We start from the raw sequence: 12,007 nt of genomic DNA, 5'->3' as shown, positions 1-12,007 counted from the left end.
AATCGGCAGGCCTCGCTGCATTGCCCAGGCCGCCCTTTTAAAGCGAGATCAAGACTCTCGGGACTTCCCATGGAGGGCGGCCCGGGGCCGGAACGCAGGTTCCGGCAAGCCCTGGACGCCCGGCCGCAGCGCAAACACGCCGCCGGCCAGCGGCTGATCGGACAGATCGATGTGATCAGGACGAATCGATGTGACGTACAGCACGTCGAGGTCGGAGCCGCCGAAGGCGCACATGGCGGGCTTCTTGACCGGCACGGCCAGCGAGCGGTCCAGCCGCCCGTCGGGCGTGAAGCGGTGCACCAGCCCCGCATCGTTGCCGCAGATCCAGTAGCAGCCATCGCTGTCCACAGCCGCGCCATCCGGGCGTCCGGGCAGCGGCTGCATGTCCACGAACAGCCGGCGGTTCGACGGCGTGCCGCTGTCCACGTCGTAATCGAAGGCCCAGACGGCCTGCACCTGCGGGTGCGAGTCCGACAGGTACATGGTCCGCCCGTCGGGGCTGAAGGCCATGCCGTTGGGCACGATGAGCGGACCCAGGTCCAGATCCGTGCAGGCACCGGCCGCCTGCTCCCGAGCACCGAACCGGTAGACCCTGCCCACGGCCTGCGCTGCACCCATGTCCTGCAGCATGGTGCCCGCGAGAAAGCGGCCCTGCCGGTCGCAGCGCCCGTCGTTGAAGCGCATGCCCGGCATGGCATGCCGCACAGGCGCCAGCCGCTGCGCATCCAGCGCTCCGCCCTCGCTGCCCAGCCCGTGCGACAGAAGGTACAGGCCATCTTCCAGGCCCGCGATCCAGTGGCCCGGCGCGCCATCCCAGGCCGCCAGGCAGGCCAGCATCTGGGGCGCCTGCCATTGGGTCTTTTGCGGCTGCGCGGCCTGCCAGCGGTGCAGGATGCCGCGCGGTATATCGGCCCAGTAAAGCGCCTGCTCCGCAGCGCGCCAGACGGGGCTTTCGCCGGTGGCGCAGCGGGCATCGACAACCAGTTCAGCACTCACCATTTCAGTCACTCCACTCTGTACCGTGCCACGCACAGCGCATGAAACTGGTGCGCTCCATCAGCGGACACCGAGGAAGGGCCGCCCCGCACCGAAGGTGTCGTCCTCCTCCCATAGCGCGCAGCGCGTAGAGAGAGGGGGAAGGCGCGAAGCGACTCAGGGGGTGCTTCATTTCAGAACGGCCCCTGCGCCGTGAAAGCGCCGCCCTGGTAGACGGCCACCGGGTCGCTGGCCGCGGGCGCGGGCTGCGCTTCCACCCTGGCACGCCAGGGTTCGGAGCTGTCCTTGGGCACATAGCCCAGGTGCGCGGCTTCGCGGTTGTCCCACCAGACGTCGCGGTTGGCCGAGGCACCGTAGACCACGGTATGGCCGACGCCGGGCGTGAACAGGGCCTTGGTGATCAGCTGCACCAGATCGTCATAGCTGAGCCAGGTGCTCATCATGCGGCGGTCCCTGGGCTCGGGAAAGGACGAGCCGATGCGGATGCTCACGGTCTCTATGCCGTAGCGGTCGAAGTAGAACGAGGCCATGTCCTCGCCGAAGGACTTGGACAGGCCGTAGTAGCCGTCGGGCCGGCGCCGCGCCGAGGCATCCAGTGTTTCACCCTGCCTGTAGAAGCCGATCACATGGTTGGAGCTGGCAAACACCACGCGCTGGACGCCGTGGCGGCGTGCCCCCTCGTAGATGTGGAAGATGCCCTTAATATTGGCCTCCAGCACTTCCTCGAAGGGCCGCTCCACCGAGACCCCGCCCATGTGCACGATGGCATCGCAGCCCCGGACCAGCGCATCGACGGCCGCCTTGTCCGCCAGATCGCAGGGCACCACTTCCTGCGCGGCATCGCGCGCCGGCTCCATGCCCGCAATGTCCGACAGCCGCAGCACTTCGGCAAAAGGCTGCAGGCGCTCGCGCAGCACTTTTCCCAGGCCGCCAGCGGCACCGGTCAGCAACAGTCGATGGAATTTCGAGGACGGATTCATAGGAAATGCGCCATGGTTAGTGATATGTTGTCATACAACGCAGACCGATTATCATCAGCACATGAGCAGCCCCACCCCGGAATTACCCGAGCCCCACCCCGTTTTTTTGCCGGCCCACGGAGAAGCCTTGCGCAAAAAAGCGGCGCGGGGCAGCCGCAACCTGGGCAATCTGCTCTATGAGGAATTCGAGAACAAGATTCGCCAGGGCCTGTTGCAGGAAGGCGAAAAGCTGCCCACCGAGTCCGAGCTGGTGCGCACCTACGAGGTCAGCCGCACCGTGGTGCGCGAGGCCATCTCCAAGCTGCAGGCCGCCGAACTGGTGGAGACCCGCCATGGCATTGGCACTTTCGTGCTGCCGGCGCGCCAGAGCGCCAGCCCGGTGCTCAGCGCCCACGAACTCAGCGAATCCGTGGACGTGCTGGCCGTGCTGGAGCTGCGCATCAGCCTGGAGACCGAAGCCGCCGGCCTGGCCGCGCAGCGGCGCCTGGCCGCCCACCTGCGCGCCATGGGGGAGGCGCTGCAGGCCTTCGAGCACAACTCCGGCAACGGCGGCGACACGGTCACGCCCGATCTGGCCTTTCACCTGAGCATTGCCCAGGCCACGGGCAACCGCTACTTCCAGGAAATACTGCAGCATTTCGGCTCGCTGCTGATTCCCCGCAACCGCATCACGTCCATCCATACCCCGGCGCGCGACCCTGACTACCTGCGCCGCGTCAACCGCGAGCACGAGGAAATCTATGCGGCCATCGAGCGCCAGGACGCGGACTCCGCACGCGCGGCCATGCGCATCCACCTGACGAATTCGCGCGAACGCCTGCGCCTGGCCCAGCGCCTGAGCCAGGCGCAGGACAGCGGCATCGAAACCCACGGCAACTGAGCACCGCCTTCCTTGCTTGCGCCCTTCTGGACAGGGGCTGCACCCCATGCCGGATCATAAAAACCCATAGCAGCCGGCACTGCCTACTCCTTGGCTTTCAGCACTTTTCGCCCCAGGTCGCAGGCACGCAGGCAGTGCCGCGCGCATGGCCGCTGATCTTTGACCTGGTGGAAAAACGCTAGACAACGACACCTCAAGTTGTATGATGACTGACAATAAATAGGAGGCAAAGCATATGCGCCGCTCGAATTTTCTGCGCTCCCTGGTGGCCGCGACGGCCGCGGGCCTGCTGTCCGCGCCGCTGCTGGCGTCGGCCGCCGAACAATGGCCTGCCAAGCCCATACGGCTCATCGTTCCCTATCCGCCGGGGGGCAGCTCCGACATCATTGCGCGCTCCATCGGCAAGGTGATGTCGCAAGAGCTGGGCCAGCCCATCGTCATCGACAACAAGCCCGGCGCCAACGGCAACCTCGGCGCCGAGTTCGTCGCGCGCGCCCAGCCGGACGGCTACACCTGGCTGCTGTGCGACCTGGGCGCGCTGGCCATCTCTCCCTCGGTCTACACCAAACTCGGCTTCGATCCGTCCAGGGACCTGCGCGGCACGGCCATGCTGGCCTACTCGCCGCACATGCTGGTGGTCCACCCCTCGGTGCCGGCCAGCAACCTCCAGGAACTGGTGGAACTGTCCAGGAGCAAGGACCTGAACTTCGCCGTGACCGCCACGGGCAGTGCGCCGCATCTGGCCGGCGTGGAACTGGCCCGCCTCACGGGCGCCAAGTGGGTCTACGTCCCCTACAAGGGCGGCGTGCAGTCGGTGCAGGACACCGTGGCCGGCCAGACCCAGGTGCTGATGAACGGCATGCTGGCCACCTATCCGCAGGTGCAAAGCGGCAAGCTCAAGCTGCTGGGCATTTCCAAGAGCACGCGCATGCCGCTGATCGCCGATGTGCCCACGCTGGCCGAGCAGGGTGCCAAGGGCTTCGAGTCCGGCACCTGGCAGGGCGTGATGCTGCCGGCCAGGACGCCCGAATCCGTCGTGCAGCGCGTCAACCAGGTGCTGCTGGCCGCCATCCGCTCGCCCGAAGTGCGCTCCCGGCTGACGGCGCAAGGCGCCGAGGTGGTCACGATGACGCCCGCCGAAACCCACAAGTTCTTCAACGCCGAGCGCGCGCGCTGGCGCACCGTGGTCCAGGCCGCCCACCTGCAGCTGGACTGAACTCTCCAACTCCCCGCCCCATTGCTGCTCCCCTGAAAGGTATTCATGAGCCCCCAAGAAGTCAAAAACGTGATGAGTTCCGGTCTGCTGTCCTTCCCCCTGACCGACTTCGACCGCAACGGCGACTTCAACGCCAGAGGCTATGCCGAGCGCCTGGAATGGCTGGCCCCATTCGGCGCCAGCGCGCTGTTCGCGGCCGGCGGCACCGGCGAATACTTCTCGCTGACCGGCGAGGAATATCCGCGGATCATCCAGACCGCCGTGGATACCTGCAAGGGCAAGGTGCCCATCATCGCGGGGGCCGGCGGCCCCACGCGTTTTGCCATCGAGTGCGCCCAGGCCGCCGAGAAGGCCGGCGCCCACGGCATTCTGCTCATGCCCCACTACCTAACCGAAGCCGGGCAGGAAGGCCTGGCCGCGCATGTGGAAGCCGTCTGCAAGAGCGTGAAGTTCGGCGTCATCATCTACAACCGCGGCGTCAGCCGCTTTGCGCCCGAGACCGTGGCGCGCCTGTGCGAGCGCAATCCCAATCTCGTGGGCTTCAAGGACGGCGTGGGCGACATCGAAGCCATGTCCGCCATGTACCTGACCATGGGCGACCGCCTGGCCTACCTGGGCGGCCTGCCCACGGCCGAAGTCTATGCCGCCGCGTACAAGGCGCTGGGCACGCCGGTGTACTCGTCCGCAGTCTTCAACTTCATCCCCAGAACCGCGATGCAGTTCTACGAAGCCGTGCGCACGGACGACCACGCCACCCAGCACCGCCTGCTCAAGGACTTCTTCATGCCCTACCTGAAGATCCGCAACAAGGGCCAGGGCTACGCGGTCAGCATCGTCAAGGCCGGCGCAAGAATCGTCGGCCACGATGCCGGCCCCGTGCGTGCGCCGCTGACCGACCTCAAGAGCTCGGAGGTCGAGGAACTGGCCGCCCTGATCGCCAGGCTGGGCCCGCAATAAACGGCAAACCGCGCAGCGGGGGCGTCAGACCTCCGCGCCCATTCCAAGGAGACAAGACATGAAAAAATTGCTGATCGCGCTAGGGGCCGCACTGGCCCTGGGCGCACAGGCGGCGGGCACTGCAGGCGCCACAGGCCAATGGCCCGAAAAGGCCGTCAATATCATCGTGCCCTTCCCCGCCGGCGGCTCCACCGACACCGTGGCGCGGGCCATGGCCCAGAGCATGGGCGAACAGCTGGGCAAGCCCTTCGTGGTCGAGAACCGGCCCGGCGCCACGGGCACCATAGGCGCCGGCGCCGTCAGGCGTGCGCCGGCCGATGGCTATACGCTGCTGGTGGCGTCGCTGGGCCCCTTCGTCGTGACGCCGCACCTGGTGAAGAACGTGCCCTATGACGCGGCCCGGGATTTCGACTACATCACCGTTCCCGTGCAGGCACCCAACGTGCTCGTGGCCAGCCCGCGCCAGAAGGCCCGCACCGTGGCCGAGGTCATCGCCGCGCTCAAGGCCAACCCGGGCAAGCTGAGCTTTGCGAGTTCGGGCAACGGCTCCTCCGACCATCTGTCGGCCGAGCTGTTCTGGCAGCAGACCGGCACCGAAGCCATGCACGTGCCCTACAAGGGCGGCGCGCCCGCCATCACCGACCTGCTGGGCGGCCAGGTGGACTTCTCGTTTCAGAACGTCAACGCCGTGCTGTCCCACCTGCGCAGCGGCAAGCTGCATGCCATTGCCGTGACCGGCACGCGGCGCTCGCCCGTGCTGCCCGATGTGCCCACGCTGGAAGAAGCCGGCGTCAAGGGCGCCGAGGTCTATTCATGGCAGGGCCTGGCCGCCCCCAGGGGCCTGCCGGCCGACGTGAAGGCCAGGCTGGCCAAGGCCGCCATCGCCGCCGTGAACCAGCCCGATATCCGCAAGCGCTTTGTGGAGCAGGGCCTGGAAATCGTGGGCAACACGCCCGAAGAGTTCACGCGCTTCCAGGCCCAGGAAAACGAGCGCTGGAAGCAGCTGATCCAGGCCCGCAAGATCACGGCGGACTGAAATGAAACACCCCCTGAGTCGCTTCGCGCCTTCCCCCTCTCTCGCTTTGCGGGAGGGGGACGACACCTTCGGTGCGGGGCGGCGCGGCCGGCCCGGGCCCGTCCCCGGTGCCCCTCGCCTTTGGCCGCGCCAGTTTCGAACTTGACCTCTGATCATCTGCGCAAGCTCTTTCATCTGCGCAAGCCTTTTTCACCGGCGGGCTTTCAGCCCCGCAAGTTCCAAGGATTCCAAGGCATGGCGAACATCCGACCACGCGTTCTCCAGTACGGCAGGATGCCGCTGCCCCAGCTCGACGCCGAGCTGACCCAGGCCTATGAAGTGACGCTGCTGTCCGAACAGCCCGACCGCGAGCAATTTCTCGCCGAGCAGGGCGCGCAGTTCGAGTACCTGGTGACCTCGGCCGCCATGGGCCTGCCCGCGCATGTGGTCGATGCCCTGCCCCGCCTCAAGTTCGTCAGCAGCTTCGGCGTGGGCTTCGACGCGCTGGACCGGGACGCGCTGCTGCGCCGCGGCGCGCGCGTGGGCTACACGCCCGGCGTGCTGGACGACTGCGTGGCCGACATGGCCTTTGCGCTGCTGCTCGACGCGGCGCGGGGCCTGAGCGAATCCGACCGCTTCGTGCGCCGCGGCGACTGGGCCCGCGGGCGCTTCGGCGTGCGCACGCGCGCCAGCGGCAAGCGCCTGGGCATCCTCGGCATGGGCCGCATCGGCAGCACCGTGGCGCGCCGCGCCGCCGGCTTCGACATGGAGGTGGCCTACCACAACCGCCGCCCGGTCGAGGGCTCGCCGCACCGCTACCTGCCCTCGCTGCTGGAGCTGGCGCGCTGGGCCGACTTCCTGGTCATCACCGCTGCCGGCGGCGACGGAACGCGCCACCTCGTCAATGCCGAGGTGCTGGCCGCGCTGGGTCCGCAGGGCTTTCTCATCAACGTGGCCCGCGGCAGCGTGGTCGACGAAGCCGCGCTGGCCGATGCGCTGCAAACCCGCCGCATCGCCGGCGCCGGGATCGACGTGTTCGAGGACGAGCCCCGCCCGCTGCCCGCCTTGCTGGCGCTGGACAACGTGGTGCTCGCGCCCCACATCGCCAGCGGCACGCACGAGACCCGCCGCGCCATGGCCGACCTGGTGCTGCGCAACCTGCAGCAGTTCATCGCCACCGGCCGCCCCGCGGCCGAGGTGCCGTGGTCCGCCGCGCAGTGACCGCCTTTTTCCTCCGCATCTGTTGAACGAGCCTTCCATGTCCACCACACCGACCATCACCGAGATCGAAGTCATCCCCGTCGCGGGCCGCGACGGCATGCTGATGAACCTCAGCGGCGCGCATGCGCCCTTCTTCACGCGCAACATCGTGCTCATCCACGACAGCAGCGGCCACACCGGCGTGGGCGAGGTGCCCGGCGGCGAAGGCATACGCCAGGCGCTGGAGGACAGCAAGAGCGTGCTGCTCGGCCAGTCCATAGGCCGGCACCTGCAGCTGCTGCAGCGCGTACAGAAAGCCCTGGAAGGCCGCGACACCGGCGGGCGCGGCCTGCAGACCTTTGACCTGCGCATCGCCGTGCATGCGGTCACCGCCGTCGAATCCGCGCTGCTCGACCTGCTGGGCCAGCACCTGGGCGTGCCCGTGGCCGCGCTTCTGGGCGAAGGCCAGCAGCGCGACCGCGTGGAGATGCTGGGCTATCTGTTCTTCGTCGGCCCCAGCCACCAGACCGACCTGCCCTATGTGAAGCCCGGCGAAGACAAGCTGGGCAGCGACGAATGGACCCAGGTGCGCCACATGGAGGCCATGACGCCCGAAGCCATCGTGCGCCAGGCCGAAGCCGCGAATGCGCGCTACGGCTTCAACGACTTCAAGCTCAAGGGCGGCGTGCTGGCCGGCGAAGAGGAAGTCGAGGCCGTGGCCGCGCTGGCCAGGCGCTTCCCCGGAGCCCGCGTCACGCTGGACCCGAACGGCGGCTGGCTGCTCAAGGACGCCATCCGCCTGATGCGCGACATGCGCGGCGTGCTCGCCTATGCCGAGGACCCCTGCGGCGCCGAGGGCGGCTTCTCGGGCCGCGAGGTGATGGCCGAGTTCCGCCGCGCCACCGGCCTGCCCACGGCCACCAACATGGTCGCCACCGACTGGCGCCAGATGGTGCATGCGCTGTCGCTGCAGTCGGTGGACATTCCGCTGGCCGACCCGCACTTCTGGACCATGGCCGGCTCGGTGCGCGTGGGCCAGACCTGCCGCGACTGGGGCCTGACCTGGGGCTCGCACTCCAACAACCACTTCGATATCTCGCTGGCCATGTTCACCCACGTGGCCGCCGCCGTGCCCGGCAAGGTCACGGCCATAGACACGCACTGGATCTGGCAGGACGGCCAGTACCTGACGACGAACCCGTTCCAGATCCGGAACGGCTTCGTCGACGTGCCGCAGACCCCGGGCCTGGGCGTGACCGTGGACCGCGCGGCACTGCAGCGCGCCAACGCGCTGTACCTGGAGCACGGCCTGGGTGCGCGCGACGACGCCATCGCCATGCAGTACCTGATTCCGGGCTGGAAGTTCGACAACAAGCGTCCCTGCATGGTGCGCTGATCAACTCTTACTTCAATAGCTGCCAGCGCTTGTCCCGTATGCGCTGGCGGCCTGAAAAGCAACAAGCCATGAACCAACACCACAACCTCATCAACGGCCAGTGGACGCCCGGCCAGTCCTATGCCCCCAACATCAACCCCAGCAACCTGTCCGATGTGATCGGCGAATACGCCCAGGGCGGCGCCGAGGACGTGCAGGCGGCTGTCGCCGCTGCCGCTGCCGCTTTTCCCGCCTGGTCCACCTCGGGCATCCAGGCGCGCTCCGACGCGCTGGACAGGATCGGCAGCGAAATCCTCGCGCGCAAGGAAGAGCTGGGCGACCTGCTGGCTCGCGAAGAAGGCAAGACCCGCCCCGAAGCCACGGGCGAAGTGGCCCGCGCCGGCCAGATCTTCAAGTTCTTTGCCGGCGAATGCCCGCGCCTGGCCGGCGAGACCCTGCCCTCGGTACGTCCCGGCATAGCCGTGGAAATCACACGCGAACCCATCGGCGTGGTCGGCCTTATCACGCCCTGGAACTTCCCCATCGCCATCCCCGCCTGGAAGATCGCCCCGGCCCTGGCCTTCGGCAACTGCGTGGTCCTCAAGCCCGCCGACCTGGTGCCCGGCAGCGCCTGGGCCCTGGCCGACATCATCCACCGTTCGGGCATTCCCGCCGGCGTGTTCAACCTGGTCATGGGCAGCGGCCGCGTGATCGGCGAGGCCCTGGTGAATCACCCCGAGGTGGCGGCCATCAGCTTCACGGGCTCGGTGGGCGTGGGCCGTGGCATTGCCGAAGCCTGCGTGAAAAGCGGCAAGAAGGTGCAGCTGGAAATGGGCGGCAAGAATCCCCAGGTCGTGCTCGACGATGCCGACCTGGCCCAGGCCGTGGAGCTGTCGGCCCAAAGCGGCTTTTATTCCACGGGCCAGCGCTGCACGGCATCCAGCCGCCTCATCGTCACCGACAAGATCTACCCGGCCTTTGTCGAAGCCCTGCAGGCGCGCCTGGCACGGATCAAGGTGGGCGATGCGCGCGCCGCCGGCACCGACATGGGCCCTGTGGTCAGCCAGGCCCAGTTGGAGCAGGATCTTTCCTATGTGGAAATCGCCAGGGCCGAAGGCGCGCGGCTGGCTGCCGGCGGCAGCCGCGTGGCCTGCCACACGGGCAGCGGCCAGAGCGGCTTCTTCATGGCGCCCACGCTGTTCGTGGATACCGAGGCCGGCATGCGCATCAACCGCGAGGAAGTCTTCGGCCCCGTGGCCAGCGTGATCCGCGTCAAGGACTATGAGGAAGCGCTGGCCGTGGCCAACGACACGCCGTTCGGCCTGTCGGCCGGCATTGCGACCACCAGCCTCAAGCACGCCACGCACTTCAGGCGCCACAGCCAGGCCGGCATGGTCATGGTCAACCTGCCCACGGCGGGCGTGGACTACCACGTGCCCTTCGGCGGGCGCAAGGGCAGCAGCTACGGCCCGCGCGAGCAGGGCCGCTATGCGCAGGAGTTCTACACCACGGTCAAGACGGCCTATACCTTGGCATGAATACGGTAGTGGCTTCCCCTGCGTCCCAGGCCTGCGGCTGGAGCCGGCCGCTCACCGTGGCCGCCGTGGCGCTGCTGTGCTGCCTGCTGTGGGGCAGCTCCTATCCGGCCATCAAGAGCGGCTATGCGCTGTTCTCCATTGCGCAGGCCGATCTGCCGGGCAAGCTGCTGTTCGCGGGCTGGCGCTTTGTGCTGGCCGGCGGCTTCGTGCTGGTCACCGCCGCCGTCATGGGCAAGCCGGTGCTTCGCACCCTTGGTCGGCATCCACGGCAGCTGCTGGCCCTGGGCTGTGCGCAGACCACGCTGCAATACGTGTTCTTCTATCTGGGCCTGGCCTACACCACGGGGGTCAAGGGCTCGATCATGAATGCCACGGCCACCTTCTTCAGCGTGCTGATTGCGCACTGGTTCTATGCCAACGACCGTCTCTCTCCGGCCAAGGCCCTGGGCTGCGCCGTCGGCTTTGCCGGCGTGCTGACCGTGACTCTGGGCGGCAATGGCGAGCTGGGCTCCGGCTTCAGCTGGCTGGGCGAAGGCTCGGTCGTTCTCGCGGCCCTGATCCTGGCCGCCTCCAGCATCTACGGCAAGCAGCTGTCGCAGCGCATGGACGCCATGGCCATGACCGGCTGGCAGCTGGGCCTGGGCGGGCTGGTACTGGTGCTGATAGGCGGCCTGAGCGGCGGCGGCATGGGCCTCCCGTCGCTGCAGGCCCTGGTGCTGCTGGTCTATCTGGCTCTGCTGTCGTCCGCTGCCTTTACCCTGTGGAGCCTGCTGCTCAAATACAACCGCGTGAGCCAGGTCACCATCTACAACTTCACGGTGCCGGTGTTCGGCTCGGTGCTGTCGGCCCTGTTCCTCGGCGAGACCCTGTGGGCCTGGCACTATGTGCTGGCCCTGGCCATGGTGTGCCTCGGCATCGTGCTGGTGACGCGCGAGCCCGCCCGTTGAGAGCGAGGCGGCAAGCCGCTTGCGCTCTTGCCGCCTCGCCCCACGGATTGATCTACACTGGATTTCGGGCGCTCTGCGCCGCCCTGTATAGATCCATCTGAAGAGAAGATTTCCGCCATGTGCCAATTGCTGGGGATGAACTGCAACACGCCCACCGACGTGCGGTTTAGCTTTTCGGGCTTCACCCAGCGTGCCGGCAACACCGGCGATCACACGGACGGCTGGGGCATTGCCTTCTTCGAGGACAAAGGCCTGCGCCACTTCGTCGACCACGAGCGCGCCATCGACTCGCCGGTCGCCAAGCTCATCCGCGAATACCCGATCAAGAGCACCAACGTCATTGCCCATATCCGCAAGGCGACGCAGGGCGTGGTCAGCCTGCAGAACTGCCATCCCTTCGTGCGCGAGCTCTGGGGCCGCAACTGGGTGTTCGCCCACAACGGCGATCTCAAGAATTTCGCTCCCAAGCTGCATGCCCACTTCCATCCGGTCGGCAACACGGACAGTGAGCAGGCGTTCTGCTGGATCATGCAGGAGCTGTGGAAATCCCATGCGGGCCTGCCCAGCGTCAAGGAACTTACCCACACGCTGCGCGAACTGGCCGCCCGCATCTCGCCCCATGGCACCTTCAACTTCCTGCTGTCCAACGGCGAAGCGCTGTGGGCCCATGCGACCACCCATCTTTGCTACATAGAGCGCCGCCATCCGTTCTCGCAGGCCCATCTGTCCGATGAGGACCTGAGCGTGGACTTTGCCCATGAAACCACGCCGCAGGACAAGGTCGCCATCGTCGTCACCGCCCCGCTGACCAACAACGAGACATGGACCCCCATTGCATCGGGCGAACTCAAGGTCTTTGTCCAGGGCGAATGCCTGAAGCTCTGAGCCAAGCCCTTGCGCTGC

At 67.4% G+C, this 12,007-nt stretch carries 11 protein-coding genes; 9 read left to right on the top strand and 2 right to left on the bottom strand.

What is annotated here, in order from left to right:
• Positions 1-48: 48 nt before the first annotated feature.
• Positions 49-999 carry an SMP-30/gluconolactonase/LRE family protein gene (locus tag Cte04_RS08485; protein WP_217997574.1) on the bottom strand — a complete coding sequence of 317 codons (951 nt, stop codon included), beginning with the start codon at positions 997-999 and terminating at the stop codon, positions 49-51.
• Positions 1,000-1,169: 170 nt separating this feature from the next.
• Positions 1,170-1,976 carry an NAD-dependent epimerase/dehydratase family protein gene (locus Cte04_RS08480; RefSeq protein ID WP_066475444.1) on the bottom strand — a complete coding sequence of 269 codons (807 nt, stop codon included), beginning with the start codon at positions 1,974-1,976 and terminating at the stop codon, positions 1,170-1,172.
• Between the two features lie 61 nt (positions 1,977-2,037).
• Here Cte04_RS08480 and Cte04_RS08475 point away from each other — a divergent pair, with 61 nt between their 5' ends.
• The 9 genes from Cte04_RS08475 (at position 2,038) to Cte04_RS08435 (ending at position 11,989) form a co-directional block, all read left to right on the top strand.
• Positions 2,038-2,856: a FadR/GntR family transcriptional regulator gene (locus Cte04_RS08475; protein WP_083526575.1), complete on the top strand. Its 819-nt coding sequence runs from the start codon at positions 2,038-2,040 to the stop codon at positions 2,854-2,856.
• 235 nt (positions 2,857-3,091) lie between these two features.
• A complete protein-coding gene (locus Cte04_RS08470; RefSeq protein ID WP_066475439.1) occupies positions 3,092-4,072 on the top strand; it encodes a Bug family tripartite tricarboxylate transporter substrate binding protein in 981 nt (326 codons plus the stop codon).
• 45 nt (positions 4,073-4,117) lie between these two features.
• Positions 4,118-5,029: a 5-dehydro-4-deoxyglucarate dehydratase gene (kdgD, locus tag Cte04_RS08465; protein ID WP_066475438.1), complete on the top strand. Its 912-nt coding sequence runs from the start codon at positions 4,118-4,120 to the stop codon at positions 5,027-5,029.
• 58 nt (positions 5,030-5,087) lie between these two features.
• Positions 5,088-6,065, top strand: coding sequence for a Bug family tripartite tricarboxylate transporter substrate binding protein (locus tag Cte04_RS08460; RefSeq protein WP_066475437.1), 978 nt, complete (start codon positions 5,088-5,090; stop codon positions 6,063-6,065).
• A gap of 234 nt (positions 6,066-6,299) precedes the next feature.
• Entirely contained in the window at positions 6,300-7,265 is a 966-nt protein-coding gene (locus tag Cte04_RS08455) for a 2-hydroxyacid dehydrogenase (protein WP_066476131.1), read from the top strand.
• Between the two features lie 37 nt (positions 7,266-7,302).
• A complete protein-coding gene (locus Cte04_RS08450; protein ID WP_066475435.1) occupies positions 7,303-8,640 on the top strand; it encodes an enolase C-terminal domain-like protein in 1,338 nt (445 codons plus the stop codon).
• Positions 8,641-8,708: 68 nt separating this feature from the next.
• Positions 8,709-10,157, top strand: a complete 1,449-nt coding sequence (locus tag Cte04_RS08445; protein WP_066476129.1) for an aldehyde dehydrogenase family protein — start codon at positions 8,709-8,711, stop codon at positions 10,155-10,157.
• A complete protein-coding gene (locus tag Cte04_RS08440; RefSeq protein ID WP_066475433.1) occupies positions 10,154-11,104 on the top strand; it encodes a DMT family transporter in 951 nt (316 codons plus the stop codon). Before Cte04_RS08445 ends, Cte04_RS08440 begins: the two co-directional genes overlap by 4 nt.
• Before the next feature lie 117 nt (positions 11,105-11,221).
• The gene (locus Cte04_RS08435) at positions 11,222-11,989 is read left to right on the top strand and encodes a class II glutamine amidotransferase (protein ID WP_066475431.1); all 768 of its coding nucleotides are present in this window, start codon (positions 11,222-11,224) and stop codon (positions 11,987-11,989) included.
• The last annotated feature ends 18 nt before the right edge of the window (positions 11,990-12,007 follow it).

This window comes from Comamonas terrae (assembly GCF_001544075.1).
Lineage (GTDB): Bacteria > Pseudomonadota > Gammaproteobacteria > Burkholderiales > Burkholderiaceae_C > Comamonas > Comamonas terrae.
This window is presented reverse-complemented; position numbering and strand designations above follow the sequence as displayed.

What these genes read in the sequence shown, in the direction of transcription:
- Cte04_RS08485 (WP_217997574.1), bottom strand. Translation starts at nt 999, where the DNA reads ATGGTGAGTGCTGAACTGGTTGTCGATGCCCGCTGCGCCACCGGCGAA.
- Cte04_RS08480 (WP_066475444.1), bottom strand. Translation starts at nt 1,976, where the DNA reads ATGAATCCGTCCTCGAAATTCCATCGACTGTTGCTGACCGGTGCCGCT.
- Cte04_RS08475 (WP_083526575.1), top strand. Translation starts at nt 2,038, where the DNA reads ATGAGCAGCCCCACCCCGGAATTACCCGAGCCCCACCCCGTTTTTTTG.
- Cte04_RS08470 (WP_066475439.1), top strand. Translation starts at nt 3,092, where the DNA reads ATGCGCCGCTCGAATTTTCTGCGCTCCCTGGTGGCCGCGACGGCCGCG.
- kdgD (WP_066475438.1), top strand. Translation starts at nt 4,118, where the DNA reads ATGAGCCCCCAAGAAGTCAAAAACGTGATGAGTTCCGGTCTGCTGTCC.
- Cte04_RS08460 (WP_066475437.1), top strand. Translation starts at nt 5,088, where the DNA reads ATGAAAAAATTGCTGATCGCGCTAGGGGCCGCACTGGCCCTGGGCGCA.
- Cte04_RS08455 (WP_066476131.1), top strand. Translation starts at nt 6,300, where the DNA reads ATGGCGAACATCCGACCACGCGTTCTCCAGTACGGCAGGATGCCGCTG.
- Cte04_RS08450 (WP_066475435.1), top strand. Translation starts at nt 7,303, where the DNA reads ATGTCCACCACACCGACCATCACCGAGATCGAAGTCATCCCCGTCGCG.
- Cte04_RS08445 (WP_066476129.1), top strand. Translation starts at nt 8,709, where the DNA reads ATGAACCAACACCACAACCTCATCAACGGCCAGTGGACGCCCGGCCAG.
- Cte04_RS08440 (WP_066475433.1), top strand. Translation starts at nt 10,154, where the DNA reads ATGAATACGGTAGTGGCTTCCCCTGCGTCCCAGGCCTGCGGCTGGAGC.
- Cte04_RS08435 (WP_066475431.1), top strand. Translation starts at nt 11,222, where the DNA reads ATGTGCCAATTGCTGGGGATGAACTGCAACACGCCCACCGACGTGCGG.